Here is a 22338-nt window from a genome sequence, read left to right as displayed (position 1 = left end):
GGGAAGTTTGGAAAGCGTTCACTGAAGGGCTCCGTAATCGGCAAAGCCGGGAAGGGAGGGGCAATGTAGTATGCGCAAAAAAAGCCTGTCAGAATCGATCCGACAGGCTTTCAACTATATGTTAGGAACGTTGAGTAACGAAGTTGTATTACTTCTTACTGACCTCTGCCAAGCACCATTACCTGAACGGTACGGAAAATAAGCAGGACATCGTCAAAAACACTGTATGATTTCAAATATTGCAAATCATATTTAAGGCGCTCAACGTTTTTCGCGACCGTGTCCGCATATCCGACATTGATCTGCCCGATCGATGTGATACCTGGTTTTACAGTCAATAAACGCTGAAAATCGTGTGGAGCAGCCTCCATTAACATATCTACATCGTATTTATACAAAGGACGCGGGCCCACTACGGACATTTCGCCTTTCAAAACATTGATAAACTGAGGCAGCTCATCAAGCCTTGATTTTCTCAGAATGCGGCCAATTGAAGTAATCCTCGGATCGTTGTCACCTTGGGAATGTTTCAGACCCATTGAATCAGCGTCCACGCGCATACTGCGGAATTTGTAAATCTCAAACATTTCACCCCATCTTCCGCAGCGTTTCTGTTTGAAAAAGACTGGTCCCGGTGAAGAAATTTTGATTGCCGCCCAGACTGCAAAGAATACAGGAGCACCCAGAATCATCACGACTACTGAAAAAATCAGGTCAAAACTACGTTTCAGCGTCTGTTCGTTAAAGCTTGAGAATGGTTTTGTATTGACCTGGATGATCGGGTACATTTCATGGTACTCGATTGTAGCCATATTGGTCATAAATCCACGGAAATCGGGTACGAGCCTGATCTGCGTCCTCTGGCGCTCACCCATCCTGATCACATCCTGAACCTGCTCGTCATCCATTTCTGAAAGGCAGCAGTAGATGTAGTCAAGCTTCTTTTCTTTAACCATGCTTTCCAGCGAATCCAGGTTGTTACGGTGGTTATCCAGTTCCATCATGCCATAATACCTGTATCCGAGTTCTTTACGGTTTACATAAAAATCGCGGATGAGCATGGCAAGGTCACCTTTTCCCACGATCATGTAACGATTGTAGTTGTAACCTGCCTGACGGTAAAGTTTCAGGAATAGCACAGCCGCAGCTCTTGAGGCTGTTGAAGTTACGACAAACAGCCCGTAGGTCATCAGAAACTGATACCTCGAATATTCTTCACCCTGCTTGGTAAGGTACAGGAAAGCCATCATCACCGCGCAATGGACAGTAACCGCTTTGAGGTACTGTGTAAGCTGGTTGTTGAAATGATAGGATAGCCGTGTGAAGTGATAAGTCTTAAAAATATGGATCGTGAAAATCCACACAAGGTTAGCTACCAGCAGCAGGTTGATGTACTGATTTTGCAACAGCCCGGACAAGTTGTCGAAGCGAAACAAATAGGCAGCAAAAAAGCAGAAATTTAATACAACCACATCTGTCCACAGATGTGCTTTCGGAAGGAGGCCGGGGTAGTGATTTTTCATAGGAAGTTAACGCTGAGTATTTAGGTAGACAAGTTTAATACATTTACTTTATTAATCAAAGTAATAAATAATATATAACATCCCGATATTCGTAAAATCCTAACATCTGTTCTTTAGTTATCATTAAACATGTTTGATACTCAGTTTTATGCAAAAATCAAATGTCAAATTGACGCGATTGAATGTTTCTCGGGAGGTTCTGTGAAGGCAGGGGATAAGTGAGGCTGACGGTATCAGCCAACCTGGCTAATATGCTTGGGTAAAAACTTAGAAAGAGAGTCTCCCGTCAGCCACTACTTCTCGAAAAAGTTCTAAAAGTATTTGTGAGAAAATTAAGAGAAAAGTCCTTCTTTCTGGGTCTTTTGAATTTCGGAAACCATAGTCTGGAATGCTCCGTCATACTGGCTTTCCACTTCTTTGATAACCTGGAGTACCTTCCTCTTTGCTTCCGGGTAATTGTTGTAAACATTCATCAGACGTTCGGCGATCTGTTTGCCGTTGGTTTCCATAATCTCAAAAGTCCAGTCCGTGAGTCCGAGGTCATAATACATCTGGCCTTTAATGGTATCTTCAGGCTGACGCAGATAAAAGGCCGGAGTTTCGTTGGCGATGGCTATGATCGGGGAGTGGCATTCCAGACTGAGGATGGTATGGGCCTGTTTGTATAAAGATGCGGCCTCGTCAGGCAGCCAGTAGCCTTGTTTCACAATAAAAGGTTTTACGTCTTCCGGCAGCGGATCGACGAGCAATTCGTCAATGATGTCCACCTGATAAACCATTTCCGGGCAGACAACAACCTTATTGCCGGTCTCGCGTACCCAGGTGATCATAGCCTCCCGAAGTTTAGAATGATCCTCTTCCTTGAACTTATTGTTCAGGGCATCTACTTCACGGATCCGTTGATCGCTCCATCCGGCCTTATTGGACCGGAGCATGTAATAGGGTGTAAGCCGAAGGCGGGGGATTGCACATATGAATTTGCGAGCCTCAAGCTTGTTATCAGTCATGAATTTTTCAGCCTTCTTGTCGTCACGGATTTCCAGCGCGAAGGTTGCATCCGGAGCGAATCTGACAAATTCTCCCTGGATTCCATTTTGATTTAAAACAGCGATCGACGCAGTCTCACGGGTAAAAATAAAAGATGCTTTCAGCAATAAGGATTTCAACTCCGGAGAGACGTCCTGTATAGTAACACCGAAAATCCCGAATGGCTTGCCGGTGATCTTCGACCATGCAGCCAGATAGTTTGCAGCCACGACGTAAGGTCCTGAACCATGAATGAAGAAGTCAGCTTCTGCAAAGGCTTCCCTCACAGCTTCTGTCTGAGGTATCGAATCCCGGACATTTCCATGAATGACCCTTACGTCCGGATAATGAGACGCGAGCATTTCTTCTACTTTGGCGCTGCGGTTGCGTTTCCAGAGAATGATCTTCACGTTGGGAAGTCTTTTTTTGATCAGGCCTATCAAACCGGGAGTGTGGGCGATGTCCCCAATGTTTACATCCTGCCAGCCCGAAACGATCAGGATTGTGGGATTAGTCTTTTCTGTGACTCTTACAATGGAAGTAGATAGCAAAGCACCAGCTAAAATCCCGGCATGTTGAAGAAAGTGTCTACGGTCCATAGTATGCTTAATTTTTTTTTGATTAAATATCGTTGAGAAGAATGGGATAAAATGGCGTTTTGCGTTTAAGACCGTGGCATAATCCTGATTTTTAAATCAAAGTTTCTGCGATCCAGTAAATTTTGATGATGATACAGAAAGATGGACAATTAGCTGTGACTTGTTTCGAAATAACCAGTTCGCGTAATTCCTTCCGTAGGTACCTGCACTTCTGACGATGCGCGGGTTATGGGCAACTTTCAGGAGACTCTTGTAAAATAACCTAACTATGGTAAGTATACGTAGAAGTATTTCTGCAAGAAAATCAGAAAACGCTTCCGTAAAAAGGCAACTATTTTATGTTTCCTTTTAATCGTAATATTTTTTATTTGTTTTAGCTATTTCTGAGTTTGAATCCTAGTCAACTATTTCTATCGGAATTGCGTAGTTGTTCGGTTTGTGATAAGTTTCACTCCCTGTTGACTAAGTAGCTAATCTTCATTTAAATTGATTTAAGTTTTGAAATGAATTACACCGATCTAATTGACAATCATTAGTGGGAAGGTAGGGTATCATTCTAGTCTTAGTAAGCCAAATTTGAGAAAATGAGTATCCAATTCAAATGGTATTAAAATAAGACGGACAAAATGACGAATGAAACGGGCAATGCCTAATAATTGGCCACAAGTTCTTTCTCGTGATTGAGCCCTTCCACCCATTTCAGGAATTCAGTTGCGTTCGCTTTGCTGATGATTACGGGCTCAGGAGTAGGAAAAGAAGTCCCTACAAGCAGTTTACGGCCAAAGTATTGCTGAATACTGGTTACAGATTTACGATGAAGTATAAATTGCCGGTTCGCACGGAAGAAGTCCCTCGGGTTCAGAGTTGTAATGATATTATTCAGTGTGTCCCTTGTTTCGTATTGTGCATTTTGCGTATGTACGTTTACTGTGTAATTATTGTAATATATGTAGTCCAGCTTGTCCAGGCTCACAGGGATGATCTTGTCCTGAAAGTACACTAGCATTGAACTCTTGTAGCTATTCATGCCTGAGGCCACGTTGCTGATCCTTTTGCTATAGGATGTATTTTCTTCGCCGAAAAGTTCTTTCAACCGGGTGAATTTTTTCAGGCTCTTCTCAAGTCTGTCCGGATTAAGCGGTTTCAGCAAATAGTCGATACCATTGTTCTCGAAAGCTTTGAGGGCATACTCCTGGCAGTCGGTGCAAAAGATAATGGGGGCAGCGACAGGAAGGTTGCGGAAAATTTCAAATCCTAAACCGTCTTCCAGTTCAATATCGCAGAATATCAGCTGTGGGGCATTGTTGTCTGTGAGCCACTGCCGTGCCTCGGAAATTTTGTACAGGATGCCACAAACCTGGAAGTCGCCTGCGGCCTGCCCAATCATTTGACTTAATTCGATTCCTGCATTCGCGTCACTTGCAATAATTAAAACTTTGGTCATAATAGAAGAAGGATTTAACTCTGAGTGATTATCTTATCTCGTTGAATAAATTGAGCCATTGACAAAGACATATGAACGAAGTTTCATTTTTCAGCTTAACCAGAAGTATTTTGATATTGACCAGTTAATTGGATGTGCTGCGTATTTACATGCTCATACCTGTCGGAGAGGCAATACAAAGTAAACGGACGAGGAAGGAAGACTGAAAATTTTGGGGTAGAACGCCCTTTTTCTGGGGTATAAATGGTCCTTTTGGAATGACCGTCAGAAATGCTACTTAAACAGAAGCTTAAATGTAGTGTTTACTCGATGTAAAATTAATATTAGCTCGATAAGCCCAAAATATGATGTAGGTGCATGATAGAAACCACGCGACAGGCTGTCGCAATAAAACTATGTAGGTGTATTTATTTGTCAATAGAAAAGCCACCATGTATTTCTTATCTGTTAAGAAATATATGGTGGCTGGAATTAATTCTCAGAATAGTGTGCAGGTGCCCGGATGGCTTAACACCTAGTGCAATACTTTCATCGTTTTGTTGAAACCGTCGCAGCTAACTTTCACGAGCATGATGCCTTTCGCAAATCTTTGCACATCAAATAGATATTCTTCTGACGACTTTGTCTTTTTTACTTGCTCCTTAACCAGGGTTCGTCCCTGCACGTCGACAATCTCAACGGTTGGGGAAGAGCTGCCAGGTCCGGTTATCCTCGTAATGATTTTCCCTTCTTTAATCGGGTTTCCAAGAATCACCGCTCCCCATTCAAATTCACCCTCGGGTTCAACTTCCCAGGTTGATGTTCCCGGAAGTAAGAAAGACTCCGAAGTGTTTTGGTCGATATACACTGATAACTGGGACGTGCCGTCTTCACCAGTATATTCAATGATACAAGAATGTTCCGGAACCGTCAAGTGGCCTTTTTCATTTGCAATCCGGATCAGCTGCTTGCGTCCGTCAACAAAGAATGCATACTTCCCGTCAGGAGCTGGCATGTTAATAATTAGTGGTTTTGTTCCTGGTAGTGCCGGGCCTTCAACTGGTAAGGGTGAGCTTACCCCTGTCATTACCGTTGCTACCCCCAGGGTAACTGCTTGAATGAAATTGCGTCGTTTAATAACCATTTTAAAAAAAATTGAATAATGTGTACAGTTTTAATAATTGATGTTCAAAAGTCAACCAGTAAAATTTGGGTAAAAACGTAACTTTTCAGGGACGCGGATTTGCCACTCCGAGTCCTTGGCATAGGATTGTAATTAGACAGACTTCTCCCTGTCGTCCTTCAATAGGACGAGACCAGGCTGTTAGTTTTGAGATTCTTCTTCTAATTCTGCAGTTCAGGGTTAACTGAATGTCGACGCTTCGAGACCACAAGTAGCGGCCTTTCAAGAAGGTGACCCGGCGGGATTGATGTGTAGCTTTTCGCGGAATTTTTCAAGTTAATTAGTGGTATATTCATTTACTAAACTGTTAAAAACGATATCGGATGATTTATCTTCTAAAGTAGGATAAAGTTAAGAAGTAAAAATCAAATTGTAGAATTTTTTTAAAAAAAAATCCGAATTAATTTTACAGACAGTGTAAATTATTGTTATACCAATTTTTTATATAACATTTTAAGAAAAAAACATCAAATATTACCATTTTTAACCGGAATACAGGATTATTAGAGGAATAGTGAATATTTCTGTGTCTAATTAGTTTTATTTTCGAGTAAATTTAATCTTACCCATTGAGGGTCAACTAGATATGATCCAGAGGGATTTAGTTTTGCCTATTGCAGAATCCAAATTTTACATTAGATTTGCGGCGAAAGTCAGTCAATCTGTTATTTGCTAATTTACAAAGTTGAATTGGAATATTCTAGGATTTACGAGCCAATCGTATATTTACCCTGGTTCCAATGCGAACATTAGTCTCTCCAGTTTTTCTACGTTGCTTTCAAAATACTCAAACCCTGTTACTCTTGACCAGCCGGTAATGCTTTTTTCATGCTAAAGACAGGCCGGTGTCTGCATCATCCATGAATAAAATACTACTTCCTTTTCTGGCATTACTGTGCGTACATGAACCTCGTGCACTTGCGGCCAGCTTAGTATCTCATCATTTAACCGGGGACAAAACGGTCGATGAGGGGTCAGGGCCATTTTCGGATTCGTTAGAGGACGGCGCAAAACCTGGGTTACTTCATTATTCGGTTGCTGCGGGTGGGGTAGCGACGACCAACGATCAGGTTCCATTCTGGATGCGGGCCAATCAGTTTGGGAACGTTCCCCTGAACGGTTTGTCCGGAGTACTTTCCGGAAATATCCGGAAAGCATATAAAAGCAGCCGCCAATTGCTCGACTGGGGATTTGGATTTGAAGGCAGGCTGAATGCGGGCTCAGAAATACAGTTTATTTTCGCGGAAGCATATGCCAAGGGCAGAGTTGGGATTTTTGAGTTGAGGGCGGGGCGCTCCAAACAAATTATGGGGCTGGTAGACAGCACATTATCTGTGGGCTCTTTTGCAATGTCCGGTAACGCACTGGGGGTTCCTAAAATTGAACTTTCGGTTCCTGAATTCTACACATTGCCATTTTTAGGTAATCTGATCGCCTTCAAAGGGAATTTTGCGCATGGCTGGCTGGGAACGCTGGCGGTTAATCAGATCAAACAAAAGCTCAACCCGGCTAATACTTTTTTTCATCAGAAATCACTTTACGTGCGACTGGGCACACCCGAGGGAAAAGTCAAGCTGTACGGAGGATTTAATCATCAGGTGTTCTGGGGAAATGAACGGACAATTTATGGAAGCACTTTTAGAATATCCAAGTGGGAATCATATACTTATGTTTTGTTCGGAAAGACCATGCTGGAAGAGATCAACGGTTTTGAGAAAGGGAAAATAGGAAACCACCTCGGGTCAATCGATCTGGGAGGCGAGCTCAATTTTAAGAATATAAACCTCTTCGTATACCGGCAGAATTTTTATGATGTGGGAGCGCTGTCTAAACTGGCCAATATAAAGGATGGGTTGAACGGGATACGTATTGAAAACCGTAGTGCGGCGAAACGAGCTGTTTACTGGAAGAAATTTTTGGTTGAATTTCTTTATACCGTCAGCCAGGCGGGTGAACTTGACGCGAAGTATACCAAGTCGGGGGATGAAAATTATTACAACGGTTTTTATTCAGAAGGCTGGTCATATAAAGGATTGGGATTGGGGACCCCGTTTGTAAGCACCAGAACTTCCACAAGGTCTGGATTTCCGAATGCCCCCAGAGACTACTTCAGTAACAACAGAGTATCGGTTGTTAATTTGGGTGCCGAAATTGTAGTGCAAGATTTTAATGTGACTGGTAAGTTTTCATACTCAGCTAATTACGGTACCTATGGCACTACGGCGATAGGTCATTCCAGGGGAAATATCCGAAATCCGAGCTACGGGATTTTTCCCAAATCCAACCAGTTTTCCGGATTTCTGGACGTGAAAAAAAATATCGGAAAGGGAATGCAACTGGGATGTACATTGGCCGCGGACATTGGTGACCTGCTCTACAATTCAGCAGGCATTATGCTCAATATAAGAAAGACTTTCAGATAATTCCCTCCGACATAGATGAAGAAAATTTTCCTTTACGCATTGCTGTGCGCTGGTGTTCAAGCCTTTGGCCAGACAAATATATCCCTACCCCAAGAATACGGACTCGCAGGGCTTGCTTCGTATCCGGCTGGTTTTCAGATTTCCAATGAAACGGGTTGGTCCGCAAATGTTCTTTCCGTAAATGTCTGGACATCTTCGAATACAGCATCATTGTCGCTTTCACATATTCTCGCAAGGGAGGATTTTTTGCGTAAAAATGTGCTTGGGTTTTCTGATGTATCTTCTGGTTATGCCGGGTTCGACGTCCGTGGGCCTGCTTTGGGAATGCGCATAGGACAGGGGACTAGTATTGCTATGAGCACAAGAGGAAGGGCATTCGTCAATTTTTCCGATCTCAATGGTAGGCTGATATCAGAAATCGGGGAAAAGGTCAAAGTCAGGCATGAGTACCCTTATCAGATCGAACTAGCGGATGATATGTTGGTGAATACCAGCGTTTTGACGGATGTTTCGCTCACAATTTCCCAGATCCTGCTGGAAACAGACAAGCATCAGCTCCGAGGCGGATTGTCGGTAAAATACATCAACGGTGTTGCGAACAGCAGTCTGGAAGTTTCGGGGCTTACGGGAGTGATCAACACGAAAAAGGTGAACAAAAAAAATGTCAGCTATCTCTCCAATGCCTATGGCCACGTAAATACCCGGACAGCGGGAAATTTATTAGCGGATTTCAGTTTGAAGAATTTTTTTCAACCACGGAAGGGTACTTTCGGTGCAGATTTCGGGCTATCCTATGAATATTTTGAAAATCCGGGAGAACCTGCCAGGTTCTCATTGATGGTTTCGTTGACAGATCTGGGAAATGTTCGGTATCGGGCGGATTCTACATATAGTAAATCCTATGACATCGGGATTTCTTCTGACGACGGCCTCAACTTCAACAATAATTTTGACAATTCTTTCAGTACTACCACTGAAGTTTTTGAAAAATACCCTGAATTTTTCAGTCAGACATCCGTTGCAACAGAATCTTATAAGGTCGGTCTTCCCTCTATGCTGCGTTTTAAGCTGAATTACATGTTTAAAGGAGGCTTTAATACAATGGCCGATCTGGCGATGAATGTTAGAAAAACCGATATCATCAAACGGGCGGAGAACATTGCATACGTGAGTATTTCACCCGGCTGGTCTAAAAAGCACATAGGGATTTCCTTGCCGGTGTCCCTACAGAAATTTTTAGGATTCAGTGCGGGGGGAAGTTTTAGGTATAAAGGGTTTTTTATTGGTAGCAACAGCATTCTTTCCGCTATGATTGCTTCCAGGCAAATAGATGGATACATTGGATTATTATTAAATCCGTAAAAAACAAAAAAAGGGAGGGTCACTGACCCTCCCTTTTTCTCAAATAAAACCTGAGTGGCTGTATTTACTGATTTTGACAAATCGTTTAAACGATCGGCAGCGGTGTTTTGACCCTGGAGAGAAGGGATTGTCCGGTGACAAGTTCCATATTTGAATACTCCACAGCCAGAGTAGGGATCGAAACATTTGAACACCTGTAAATGCCAAATTTCCAGTAGGGACCCTTTGCATCTACATAACCCATTCCTACGCCGGAGATATTAAGCAGCTCAACGCCATTTTGCCACCATTGTAATTGTCCGTTTGTTGGAGAAAACCGCATGCGGACAACGACGTTGTGCCATACGCCTCGGGTAAACACACCGCTACCCCGAAGAATATACTTTGGTTCTGTTTTGATTGGATTCTCAAGGTTGGCTGCAGTGTATACTTTGATGGAGTCCAACCCTTCGAGCCTGAATCCAAGAACGGGCCCTGTGCTCATCTCGCCCGGATCCTCTGTAGCATGCATCTGGCCCAGATAACACCAGTCGGACGGGGACAGAATTTGCGGCTGTCCGGGCTCTATCCTTAAAGAATATGCCATCCATACATCTTCGTTGAACGGAAGGCTGGAACTTTTTTTGTAAACCTCACAGCGTTCCCTCGCCTTAGGGTTTTTCGCATCTCCGGACCATTTTTCCCCAGGATTAACCTGAAAACGAAATGTGGGTGATGTTTTGTTGACAGCCTGGCGCAGCGACCAGTCCTTGTTGGGTGTTTGCGAAATATACAGCTCGTCAAAGATTGTTACCGGTGTTTGGGTAGGCCCTACCGACTCGTACTGAAATGGAAACAGTTCTTCTACAGTATCGTCTTTGCTTAGCGTGGATTCGCCAGCTTTGTAGAAATTTGCTATCTGAAGTTCATGAACAGAGGCGGGAACACGATAATCTGCCGTTAAGCGATCAACCCACAGCCCTCCGTTTTTTCTCTGAAGAAACAGGTCCGATGTCCCAGTGGCTGGCTTGCTTACAGTAACAACGTCTTCGTTTCTTGCGACGCTGCTTGCTTCTGTGCGGATATAGCTTGTAAGTCCGTTGCTTTTTTCAAATTGAGCTCCCCAGACAAAAATCCCGCTGGTACCATCGCCATTGTAAGATGGTTGGCCGTTAGCAGGTTCCGGACCAATTTTGGCGGATGTGGTGGTTGTAGTTACCAAAAATACAGCGGCACATCTGAACCATCCGTTGCCGGCGTTTTCTATAGAGGGGATAAAGATATTGTTCTTGTTTCCGATGACACCGTTGACAAGGTCGAAGTGGACGGTTACACCATTGATATTAAAATAGGCCCATTTGCGTTCACCGGCTTTGAGAAAAGCACTGAAAGTATAAGTGCTTCCAGATGAGCTAGGCATGTTGGGATATGGCATAATATAGTGTTGCGCACCGGCCTGCTTATCTTCTACTAATTTGAAAGCACTGTTAGTGCCGTCGGGAGCCAGTTCATTTGTCGCTAGTATTTTAGCATATTGCTTCCGCCAGGCTGTGTGTGTAATGAGCTGAGAATAAGGTGTTGAATTTGTTGCTGCTGGCTCGACCAATGCGCCAAGGAGCTTCGGTGGTGAAGAGGACAGGTCATAGTTAAATCTGAGACTGCTCACAGCTGCTACGGTTCTCGCAGCCGACAATAGCTCTTTCTGTTCAAAATAAATGCCACCTATATACACGTATCTGTCGGCAACGCCCTGATAGCTTATAGACCCGCTGTCACCGCGCATGTAAAGATGCAAGCCCGAATTTGTACCCTTGTCAGGCAATGCTGTCAGTTTAAGTAGCCACCAGCCATTTCCGCTGTCTATCGCCTGAAAGTCGATCACATTTGAACTTTTAGAAACGACAGTACCGCTAGCCAAATCAAATTTTAACCCCGGGTTGCCTCCTGTATAGCTGGTTGCGCTCATGAAACTGAACTGTACGTTTGAGCGTGTTCCTGCCTTCACGTAGATACTAATGGTGACTGGTGTTCCCTGAGTGACTGTCGCCCCCCTGGATACCCTGTGCTCCCCCGTTGCATTATTTTCAGTGAGCTTGTAAATGGTACCCGCGCCGACGTAGCCGGGGATGCCGGAAATTGCAGAAATAGTAGCACCAACTTTGTTCCATACGGATGCAGTTAGTATATTATTGTCCGCAAATAGGTTTTCGCCTTTTGGCGCGCTTACTTGTTGTTCTCCGTTTGGCTGCTGTGGAGCCTTGCCAATCACAGTGTCTTGTCCGGGCTGTGAAAAGTGCAAAAAACCATCAGGACCGTAATACGAGGCTTCGCTGGTGCGCTGAAAAGAAATCGTTCCTGTTGACGAGGCAGGATCATTCCGAAAGTCGTGTGCTCCGAGAGCTAATAGTGATTGTGGCATGTGTAATATGTTTGTGAGTTATTTTATAACAAATGTAGTATTTATTTAGATATACAATAAATTACTATTACAAATTGCTACAAATTTTTTTCCACAACGTTTGGTGATGCGAATTATCTCTCGAAGTAGGATGTAGGATATAAGCACATAATCTGCAATAAAATTTGCTTTCTGACAAGTAGAAGCCTATATTTAAATTCTTTAAAGGCCCAACGCATATCCCTGAATGATTGAAAAAAATATACAAAATTTAATATGATCCAGAATTCAATGGCCAGTGATTTGACTGTAGAGAGGAAGTATTCTGTAATAGTGCCACACAAAAATTCCTTTCATTTGTTGAAAAGACTTCTGGACAGCATTCCGGATAGTCCGGATTTTCAGATTATCATTATTGATGATAATAGCAATATCACGGAAAAATCTAATTTGCAGAATCATGGCTTTAATGACAATGTCACCGTTCTTTATAATTCGGAATCCGGCGGGGCTGGCAAGGCAAGAAACATTGCATTGAAACATGCGACGGGAAAATGGCTGCTTTTTGCTGATGCAGATGATTTCTTTTGTGAGAATATGCATAGTTTGATCGAGCCGTATTATAATGAGGAGGCGGATATCGTATACTTCGGAACGACCAGTGTTTACAGTGATAATCTGACATCAACCGCGTTTCGGCATCAGAGATATCTGAAACTTGTAACTGATTATGTCCACGAGGCAAGCCAGGACAATGAGGATGCAATGCGATACTACTTTAACCCTCCCTGGGGGAAACTGATAAGAAGAAAGTTGGTTGAGGATCACAATATCAAATTTGAGGAGATACTTGCATCCAACGATATTTATTTTTCCATTACAACCGGTTTTCATGCCAAAAAGGTAGCTGCCACGGAAAAAGTGCTGTATACGATCACAGTTACTGAAGGAAGTGTGAGCAACTCATTTAGCCAGGAACATTTTGATGCGCGTTTTCAGGCAGTTTTGAAAGCGAATGATTTTTTGAGGGCAATCGGCAAGAATAAATACCAGAAATCAGTGCTTTATTATATCGGCAGGGCTTATGCTTTTGGATGGAAGTATTCGCTGTATGTCTTGCAAAGTATCATAAAACATCGCTCCAATCTTTTTATCGGAATGGAGAAAATAATGGGCTATAAGACGATGTTAAGCCGGAGGGAAAATCCGTCTTTTTCTGGAAACAAGCAGGCTTAAAACATAAAAAGAGCTCATCAAACGCCAACCTGAGTTTGATGAGCTCTTTTCAGTTCTAAAAACCGGGGAAACTAGCTGAATATGCTGGCATTTTCCCTGAGATGTTTTTCATTAAACATGGAACAAAGAATTACCGTATTAGGGAAATCAGTAGAAAGCTTTTCAAGTACTTCGTTTGGCTTCAGTGTTTTCGCAGCGCCTTTGAGTGGAGAAAAGAACACATTCGATTTTTGCGACCGTTCTTCTACAAGCTTTTCATAGCCATCGATACCGACAGAATTGTCAAACTGAAGGACATCAAAACGGTCAAGATAAGGCTGGTGCATTTCCTGAAGTGAGCGCTTGTAGGCGATGCCCCACGCACGTATTTTACCTTCTTCCTTTAACTTTTGTGCTGTTTCTGCCAACTCATCGACATGAACAATGGGCTCCAGCGGATTGTGTACAAAAAGATAATCCAGATAGTCCGAACCCAAAGCGCGGAGACTTTTTTCCAGACTACGCCTCATGTCCGGCCCCCGAAAAGGAATACGGTCATGGAACATGTCCGCTCCCTTTGACGGCTCGGTCTTGGCGGGTTTTTTAGGAACCAGGTCCACTTTCTTTTCCCCGCTGCGTAAATACCTGACCAATGGTTTAAGGGGCTTAAGTAACTGGGATTTCCAGTTTGCTTTGATGCCGAATTTGCTTGCAATGACCAACTCGTTTCGCCGGTCCCTGATCACGTTACCAACGAACTCCTCGGCTTCACCGTATCCGTACGAACGCGCCAAATCGAAATGGGTAATACCACAGTCAAGGGCACAATCAATTATTCTCCGGGCTCTTTTGGCATCAACGGCACCAAGGATCGGGGCGCACCCGAAACCCAATGCAGAGGAGGTAATACCTTTCACTAACTCAACTTTTTTCATGAGGACTGGATTATGTATTCTTCAAATTTGTATTTGATTACACTTCTTCTTTCAAACGGTTGGCAAGGCGGAAGGCTAGCGCGATGAGCGTTGCAGTCGGATTAGACTGGCCGCTTGTCGGGAAAACAGAGCTGCCCGCTATATACAAATTACCAAGGTCAAAAACTTTACAATTTTCGTCTACGACGCCATTTTCAGGTGAGCTGGCCATTCTGGTGGTGCCTATATGGTGCTTTGAGTCGCGAACATGGGTTACCCAATCTTCTGAAGTGAGCCAATCGTCTATTTCTATCTTGCCAAATCCTGCGGAGGTCAGATAATTACAGATCGTATGGGTGGTGGCAACAAATGTCTGACGGACACTCTCGTCGATCTTCCATTTCACAATGGCTTTCGGCATTCCCAAAGCATCCACTTCTGAACTGAGGCTAACCGTGTTTTCTCTCAGGGGCGGGGCCTCTGTCATGACATTCAGCCTTGCCCGGGCATTGGGCGTGTAGACCTTGCGATCTATGTAATAATGCTTGGCAATCTGCAATAGCTGGGGTATATTTTTGACCAGCCTAAGTGCCTGTTTTAATTCTTGCAACGAAAGTGTACCCCTGACCTGTTTGCGATAGATCTCTTTGGCAATTGTAAATACATCGTCTTCTTTGGTATAAAACTCAACAAACGCTGTTGTGTTCAGGATTTTGTTTTTGGCTTGAAAATCGTCTGAGAAGAAGAAACGCGGCAGGATTCTGGTTTTGCCCAGGTAAAAGTAGTTGAAATAGGCTTGTTGTTTTTTGCTGACAGTGAGCGTTGCAACTTCTGCTCTGGGGTGGTCCTGTAAAAAACGGCCTACCAAGTCCCGGCTATTTCCTACACCATTTGGAAGCTGTGAATTGGAAGCCAGCAAAATACGTGCATTCTCAATTCCGCCACATGCCAGGACATATTTTTTAGCAGTAATTCTTCCCTGTTTATTGTTGAAATTTTTTACAACAAGTTCCTGTACATCCTGATGGTCTTCCGTTAATTTAACATGTCTCAAATTAGCATTGATCAGCAAATTAATGTTTGAGGATGTTGAAATTATTTTTCTGTAATGCTCTCTTAAATTTGGTGCCGGACTCCATTTCGAAAATCTGAATTGTAATTCTGATGCTTCCGGTAAGGCCTGCTCTTTTAGCAAAGCAAAAATATCATTATCATAACCAGCCGGATCCAGACGCAGGAAAGCATCAACCTCAGAATAATACTTGGAAACGTCGTCGTAGGGTATGGGCCAGCCGCTGTCGGGCAACCATTCCCTTTTTCTGAAATCAATTTTATCCAGCGGGAGCGACTGCCCGCCCCAACGCGTAGTGGAACCACCAAAAACACGGAACCTGCCATTGTGAGCACCGTCAAATGGATGGTAAGGAGCAATCACATTATATATTTCCTGATTCTTGTCTGTAACATTTTCTTCCCCCGCCTCGATAACGATCACTTTGTGTTTTGTGTCGTAGAATTTGGTTAGCATAGCCAGGGACGCAGCCCCGCTTCCGACAATACAGATATCTGCATTAAATTCAAGCGGAGTACTGTCATCATTAAAATCAATAATCATACAAAAATCAGTTTAACAATGATATGTTTAAATGTGAGCTAAATGGGTAATGCCTATTTATTTAATCCCTGCAAAAATGTTAACTGAATAGTATTGAAGAACTAAATAAAGGCAGGGGATATTTATGAAGATATATCCGATCAATATTAAATATTGAAATGAAGAAGAAAGAATCGAAAGACATTTTTGGGTGCGTTGATAAAGAAGGATACGATAAATTGATGAAGTTCAAACTGACCTTGTAAAAAGTAAGATTTGAAAAAATGAACCTCAGAATCAGGTTGAAGTCTTCATCAAATTTAACATACGAGCCGGACATTTTCAAACGCCTCTAATGAAATTGCCCTGTCCAGACAATGGACAGGGCAAAAGAACACTTAAAGTGCCAGTTTGTTTCTACGAAATGGTCAAAATATTACAAGCAAAACGCCGTGACTTGAGGCTCCAATATTGAAATTTAAAGAGCTGTCTGGACAAATCCCAGCGTTAATTGCCATGAACCACTTTCAGGGTCTGAGAGAAGTTCTCATAACTGATTTTCATCAGTAATACGCCTTTTGCGTAGCGTTGCACATCAAATTCGAATTCTTCTTCAGTTTTTGTTTTGGTCAGACGCTCCTTGATGAGAGTTCGTCCCTGAATGTCGGTAATCTCCACGACAGGATGTGTGTTGTTGGGGCCGGTAATGGCGGCAAGTATTTTTCCCCCTCTGACCGGATTACCAAGTAATACTGTGTTCCATACAACTTCGGTTTCGTCTGTACGCATACCCGGCAGCAAAAAAGACTGAGAGGTGCCCTGGTCGATATATACGGATATTTTGTTTTTACCATCCGCAGCAGTGTATTCAAGGATACACGCATGTTCAGGGACATTCATGCTGCCGGTGTGGTTCGAGATCCGAATAATTTGTTTTTGTCCGTCAACAAGAAAGGCATAATTGCCATCATCAGCGGACATGTTTATTGTTAAAGCTTTTGTATTTATAGCATCAACGGCTTGTTTGGAAAATGGTGACGGGGTAAACCCGCTCATTGCAGTTGCCAAGCTCAGCGTTGTGATTTGGATAAAGTTTCTTCTTTTGATTATCATGATGGGGTACAGAATGAGATTGATTAAGCGATTACCAATGGTTGTGCTACACGCGAAAAGAGCGAGGAATTATACTCTACCTCCATATTTGCGTATTCTACGGTTAAAGTTGGTGACACTGCCGATCTGTAGATCCCGAATTTCCAGTAAGGACCCAACCTGTCAACGTAACCCATGCCTATGTTAGAAATATTGATTATTTCCTTTCCATTTTGCCACCATTGTAACTGCCCTTTGGTAGGCGAAAACCTCATCCGTACGACTACTTTGTGCCATACTCCCCGAGCGAACTTGCTGCTGCCTCTGAAAATATACTTGGGTGCTGTCTTGATGGGATTTTCCAGGCTTGAGGCGGTATACGCGCTGATCGTATCACTTCCCTCCAGCCTGAATCCGAGAACAGGCCCTGTACTCATTTCGCCCTTATCCTCTGTCGCATGCATCTGGCCCAGATAACACCATTCGACTGGTAATAAATTCAGAATGGAGCCTGGTGCTATTTTAATTGCATAAGAAAGCCACACATCTTTATCAAAAGGAAGATCGGCATTTTTCATGTAGAATTCACATCTTTCCTTATCCTTTACGTTCCCGACATCACCTGACCATTTATCGCCCGAATTAACCTGAAAACGAAAAATGGGTGAATTTTTGTTTTGAGCTTGCTGGAGAGACCAGCTTTTGTTTGGTGTTTGTGCCATGAAAAGGTTATCCATCATGGTTACCAGCGTATTACTTATTCCTACATTTTGGTAGGCTGGCGGAAACAGGTCTTGAACAGTATCATCCTTTGCAGAAACTGTAATATCGGAACTGTAGAAATTAACCAGCTGCAACGGGCTTCCGGTAGTCGGCACCTCGAAACTCGTGGTTGAATTGTTTATCCATGTCCCTCCGTCGGTTCTTTGAATAAAAACATCAAAACTGGATGCTGAAGGTTTTGTCAGGACAAGTTTATCTGCGCTTCGGGATGCCTTGCCCGATTGCGTACGGATATAGCTTGTAAGCTGGTTGCTTTTTTCAAACTGGGCACCCCACACCAGGACTCCGCTGTTCCCGTCTCCGGCATAAGAGGGACTTCCATTTGATTTTTCACAGCCGATTTTGGCAGATGTACTTGAAGAACTTACCTTGAAAGTCGCTGAACATCTGTACCAGCCATTTCCGGCACTTTCGATATAAGGCGTGAAAATATTATTATAGTTCCCGATGGTCCCATTAGCAAGATCAAAATGCACGGTAACACCATTGATATTGAAAAATGCCCATTTACGCTCAGCAGCTTTCAGAAAGGCGCTAAAAGTATAGGTGCTTCCGTTAGAGGACGCCATTGTGGGGTATGGCATGATGTAATGCTGAGCAGAGCTTCTATCCTCTTTTATTTTAAATACTGTGGCTGTGCCGTCCGGGGCTTTTCCACTATTTGTGACTAGGGTTGCGTACTGTTTTCTCCATGAAGCGTGGGTTAGTAGCTGTGAATAGGGGACAAGATTGGTTCCTGCCGGTTCAATCAATGCACCCACCATTTTCGGCGTGGAATTGGAAAGGTCATAGTTGAAACGCAGGCCCCCTGCGGTAGCTGCAACTCTGGCGGTCGAAGATGTGCCTTGCGTAAGCTGAGCACCCCAGGCATATACGTACTTCGAATCTCCCTGGTAACTGATCGAATTATTATCGCTCAGCATGTACAGATGCAAACCCGAGTCCGATCCGAGATCAGGTACACCCGTTACTTTGAGGAGCCACCAGCCGTTTCCACTGTCTATGGCTTCGTAACTGATAACATTGGTACTTTTGGAAATCAGCGAGCCGGTGGCAAGATTAAATTTAATCGCCGGACTGCCGCCCGTGTAAGAATCTGCTTTCAAAAAGCTGAACTGTACCTTACTCTTGGTGCCGGCTTTTGCGTAAATACTGATCGTCACGGATTCTCCTTTTATCACCGAAACACTCTGCGAAAACCTGTGTTCTCCCTTTGCGCCGTTTTCCGTGATCTTGTTTGCCTTACTACTGCCATCAGCGGCCGTAATGTTGCCAGGAACAGAAACGGACGTTCCTACTTTGTTCCAGTCCCTCAGCGAAAAGTTCTGGCCGTTGCCCAGAAGATTCTCGTCTATTGGTTCTGTTTCACCATTATCAGGTGCGGCGCTTTGGCCGTTTGCTGAAAACTGTAGATAACCGTTGGAGCCATAAAATGAGGCTTCACTGTCCCGGTTAAAGGAAAAATCATTTGTCGTAGAGTCTCGTCTAAAATCAAATGCTTTTAGTGGGTCTGCCATTGTGGATGTAATTATAGAAATAACCTAATTGAATTCACTTTTAAACTACCTAAGACAAGGCCCGGAGGACCTATTGATGTTGAGTAAATATTTTCCGGACACAAAACTTCTCAATTGACATGCACGTCAATCAGTAATCCAATATACTTGGGACTATTATGGAAAAACGGAGTTTACTTTGTTCAGGCAGGAACTTTGCAGGTGAAGAAATCTCGGTCTTCAAAAGCCCTGGAAACTGATCTGTTTATTCCGTTTGTGCAAGACAGTACTACTGATGTTTAGCCAATTGTTTAGGTTTCAAAATTATTTTTATCAATGGTATTTGTACACTACTATATCTTTTATGGCTAATGGTTCATTCATTCGTAGTTCGTGCCTGTAAGACACAATTTCTGACACACAACAATCCCTTTTGCCTGTCGGCTGGGGAATGCTGAAACTTTTACGTGGAACGTTAGGGGTATTACTGCACTTTTGCGGATCCGCGATTCGGATGAATCAATCAGCCTTATAAAATGGGAACAGACGGATGAACGCTGTTCCCATTTAGTCTTAAAATACCTGCTATTGAATGAACCTGGAATAATGGTAATGCCGGCAAAGGTTCTATTGCAAATACGGGAACCCAAAATTAGGATCAGATATGCTATCGTATTATTCAACCTTGCCATTATAATTTTAACCATATTCCTTTTTTCATATTAATAACCTCTGGTAGAAATTGATCAGTTTTTTGCTCTCATATTCCCAGGAAAGCTCTGTAAGAACCCGATTATAACCGAATTCTCCCATTTTAATCCTAACTGCTTCGTTGCTCAACAGATAGTCCATCTTCTCGCAGAAATCCGGAACTGTGGTGGCATATAGTGAAGAATCCTGGGCGGAGTACCTTCCTTCCTTTAAATCAAACTGTACGATAGGCTTTTTCAAGGCCATATACTCCATGATTTTGTTCATGGTGGACAGATCATTCATTTTTAAAGGTTTGTCAGGGTTAACGCAGATGTCGGCTGTATTCAGAATATCGACCATTAATTCATCAGATACTCTGCCGTAAAAATCGACGTAGTCGCCCAGTCCCTTCTCCAATGAAAATGCCTTAAGACTTTCAAGGCTTGTTCCGCCTCCGACAATGGCAAGTTGCACATCATCTCTCCGGTCGACTAACTGTCTGAACGCTTCTACTAATAAATCTATGCCTTCCTGATCACCGATCACGCCAAGGTAGCCGATCAGAAATTTTCGCCCTTTTTTGTAAACCGGATTTCCGTCAGTGATTTTCAGCCGGTCGAGTTTTGGCCCGCTTCGGATCACCGTAACTTTTTCCGGAGCCATTCCGCCGCGCTCAATCGCGATATTTCTGTACGATTCATTGGTGGCGATGCTCGCATTCGCTGTTTTAAAAGTCAGCTTTTCGAAGAGCACCATCAGTTTGTAGAAAAAGTCTTTCTTTTCAAATTTAGCTTCGTACAATTCCGGATTGATGTCGTGGTGATCAAATACATACTTGACACCCAGCAGTTTAAAGGGTATGGCCACGAGAAAAATAAGATCCGGAGGGTTACAACCCTGAATGACATGAAAACGGTTTTTTGCAAAAATTTTCACCGCCAGTACAAATTCCCAGAAAAGCGCAGTGGCATACTCAAAAAGATATCCAAGTGCCCCACTGGCCTCCAGAGGGAGGTTGTGCCTGTAAATATCTATTCCATCGATCACCTCGCGGCTTTGGGTATACCCCTTCATTTTAGGACAAATGATAGATACTTTTGCACCGTTCTCTTTCAGCGTGCTTGCTTCCTGCCAAACCCTCCGATCGAAAGGAACGGGAAGATTTTCGACGACTATCAATATATGCTTGCCTAAAAGGTTATTGTCCATTTTTATATACGTTGAGTGAAATTATTGATTACCAGTTAATTCCGAAATAATTGTTATTTTCTTTCACATGCGCTGGTAAACGCACAAGGTCTACGACGGTCTTGCCTTTTATTGTGTTGAATTTTTCTACGAATTGTTGCTCTTTGTTACATACAACGAGTACATCACTTTTCTCAAGCACGTAGTCAAGATTGTCAACCAGCAGTTTGGAAAGGTGAGGAATCCGGCTTTCGATGTAGTCCTTATTCTTACCGGTCAGCTTCGCGATCTGGATATTTGAGTCGTAGATAGAGATGTCGAAACCCTTTCCTATGAGTGTTTCCACAAGCTCAACAGAGGGGCTGTTCCGGAGGTCATCCGTACCCGCCTTGAAGCTCAGTCCGAGTATCGCAATCCTTTTCCCGAAGAACTTGCTCAGAAGGCTTACCGCACGCTGGATCTGAATGGCGTTGGTCTGATCAATACTTTCAATCAAAGGCACTTTCACGTAGAGGTCATGCGCAAGTGTCTGCAGGCCTTTCAAATCTTTTGGAAGGCAGGAGCCTCCGTAAGCGAAACCCGGCTTGAAGTAATATGGAGAGATATTTAGCTGCTTATCCTTACAGAATATCTCCATTACTTTATGGGAATCAATACCCAGGGCACTTGAAATATTTCCAACTTCGTTCGCGAATGAAATTTTGAGCGCATGGAATGTATTGTTGACATACTTCATGATCTCAGCCGTTTTGGTATCGGTCACAATAACCTCGGCCGGAAGCTGGCTGTAAAGCGTTGAAAGCAGGGAGGTGGCTTGCTCGTTTTCACCACCGATCAATGTCAATGGGGGATTGTAGTAGTCTTCCACAGCAGTCCCTTCGCGCAAGAACTCGGGGTTGTCGACTACCGCAAAATCCACATTGGCTTTTTTGCCGGATGCATCTTCAATAATATGTGCAAACTTTTCGCAAGTGCCCGGCAATACGGTTGAACGCAATGCAACGACGTGAAAAGCATCCTTAGTCTTCAGAACCTCGCCGATGTTCCGGGCCACATTGAAGATATAATCCAGGTTCAAATGGCCTTTTGCACTGGATGGCGTACCCACAGCCACTATGGAAACTTCGGTAGCAACCACCGCCGCCTGGAAGTCAGTTGTAGCACTGATCCTGCCAGCCTGATGTTGTTCCAGAATAATTTCGTCAATATCCTTTTCAACAATAGTAGCCTGACCATTGTTGATCTGATTCACTTTGTCCTGGCTCACATCTACTCCGATAACGGTGTGACCGTTTTTCGCCAGACAACCGAGGCTGACACAGCCTACATAACCCAAACCGAAAATACTTATGTTCATAACGCAGATTTAATTTAATTGTAGTGTTTTGATAAATAGATTTACTTAATATGGTGTCTTGTTATTTTCAATAAATGGCTTTAATACTTC

14 protein-coding genes are annotated in these 22338 nt (G+C 43.3%); 3 read left to right on the top strand and 11 right to left on the bottom strand.

Going from position 1 to position 22338, the window contains the following annotated elements; translation table 11 throughout:
- Positions 1–155 precede the first annotated feature (155 nt).
- The 4 genes from FBF61_RS22080 to FBF61_RS22065 form a co-directional block, all read right to left on the bottom strand.
- A complete protein-coding gene (locus tag FBF61_RS22080; protein WP_138481458.1) occupies positions 156–1523 on the bottom strand; it encodes a sugar transferase in 1368 nt (455 codons plus the stop codon).
- Between the two features lie 332 nt (positions 1524–1855).
- On the bottom strand, positions 1856–3148 hold the full coding sequence (locus tag FBF61_RS22075) for a polysaccharide pyruvyl transferase family protein (protein ID WP_138481456.1): 1293 nt from the start codon (positions 3146–3148) through the stop codon (positions 1856–1858).
- Positions 3149–3797: 649 nt separating this feature from the next.
- A complete protein-coding gene (locus tag FBF61_RS22070; protein ID WP_138481454.1) occupies positions 3798–4592 on the bottom strand; it encodes a LytR/AlgR family response regulator transcription factor in 795 nt (264 codons plus the stop codon).
- A 514-nt stretch (positions 4593–5106) separates the two neighbouring features.
- Entirely contained in the window at positions 5107–5715 is a 609-nt protein-coding gene (locus FBF61_RS22065; RefSeq protein ID WP_138481452.1) for a T9SS type A sorting domain-containing protein, read from the bottom strand.
- Positions 5716–6614: 899 nt separating this feature from the next.
- On the opposite strand from FBF61_RS22065, the gene FBF61_RS22060 reads away from it, so the two are divergent.
- Both FBF61_RS22060 and FBF61_RS22055 read left to right on the top strand, forming a co-directional pair.
- Positions 6615–8177, top strand: a complete 1563-nt coding sequence (locus tag FBF61_RS22060) for a capsule assembly Wzi family protein (RefSeq protein ID WP_138481450.1) — start codon at positions 6615–6617, stop codon at positions 8175–8177.
- Between the two features lie 15 nt (positions 8178–8192).
- A complete protein-coding gene (locus FBF61_RS22055) occupies positions 8193–9539 on the top strand; it encodes a DUF5723 family protein (protein ID WP_138481448.1) in 1347 nt (448 codons plus the stop codon).
- A gap of 85 nt (positions 9540–9624) precedes the next feature.
- Here FBF61_RS22055 and FBF61_RS22050 read toward each other — a convergent pair whose 3' ends face one another.
- A complete protein-coding gene (locus tag FBF61_RS22050) occupies positions 9625–11937 on the bottom strand; it encodes a phage head spike fiber domain-containing protein (protein ID WP_138481446.1) in 2313 nt (770 codons plus the stop codon).
- A gap of 255 nt (positions 11938–12192) precedes the next feature.
- On the opposite strand from FBF61_RS22050, the gene FBF61_RS22045 reads away from it, so the two are divergent.
- The gene (locus FBF61_RS22045) at positions 12193–13152 is read left to right on the top strand and encodes a glycosyltransferase family 2 protein (RefSeq protein WP_138481444.1); all 960 of its coding nucleotides are present in this window, start codon (positions 12193–12195) and stop codon (positions 13150–13152) included.
- Between the two features lie 71 nt (positions 13153–13223).
- On the opposite strand, the gene FBF61_RS22040 is transcribed toward FBF61_RS22045, so the two are convergent.
- From FBF61_RS22040 to FBF61_RS22015, 6 genes are all read right to left on the bottom strand, one after another.
- Positions 13224–14066 carry an aldo/keto reductase gene (locus FBF61_RS22040; protein WP_138481442.1) on the bottom strand — a complete coding sequence of 281 codons (843 nt, stop codon included), beginning with the start codon at positions 14064–14066 and terminating at the stop codon, positions 13224–13226.
- A gap of 37 nt (positions 14067–14103) precedes the next feature.
- Positions 14104–15660, bottom strand: a complete 1557-nt coding sequence (locus FBF61_RS22035; protein WP_138481440.1) for a GMC oxidoreductase — start codon at positions 15658–15660, stop codon at positions 14104–14106.
- 486 nt (positions 15661–16146) lie between these two features.
- Complete coding sequence (locus tag FBF61_RS22030; RefSeq protein ID WP_166444584.1) at positions 16147–16620, bottom strand: T9SS type A sorting domain-containing protein; 474 nt, start codon at positions 16618–16620, stop codon at positions 16147–16149.
- A gap of 155 nt (positions 16621–16775) precedes the next feature.
- The gene (locus tag FBF61_RS22025; RefSeq protein WP_138481436.1) at positions 16776–19031 is read right to left on the bottom strand and encodes a phage head spike fiber domain-containing protein; all 2256 of its coding nucleotides are present in this window, start codon (positions 19029–19031) and stop codon (positions 16776–16778) included.
- Between the two features lie 696 nt (positions 19032–19727).
- Positions 19728–20912: a glycosyltransferase family 4 protein gene (locus FBF61_RS22020; protein ID WP_138481434.1), complete on the bottom strand. Its 1185-nt coding sequence runs from the start codon at positions 20910–20912 to the stop codon at positions 19728–19730.
- Between the two features lie 28 nt (positions 20913–20940).
- Positions 20941–22248 carry a nucleotide sugar dehydrogenase gene (locus tag FBF61_RS22015; RefSeq protein ID WP_138481432.1) on the bottom strand — a complete coding sequence of 436 codons (1308 nt, stop codon included), beginning with the start codon at positions 22246–22248 and terminating at the stop codon, positions 20941–20943.
- Positions 22249–22338 lie beyond the last annotated feature (90 nt).

The organism is Dyadobacter bucti (genome assembly GCF_005869225.1).
Taxonomy (GTDB): Bacteria; Bacteroidota; Bacteroidia; order Cytophagales; family Spirosomataceae; genus Dyadobacter; species Dyadobacter bucti.
Note: the sequence above shows the minus strand (reverse complement) of the source record. Positions and strands in the feature narration are given on the sequence as shown.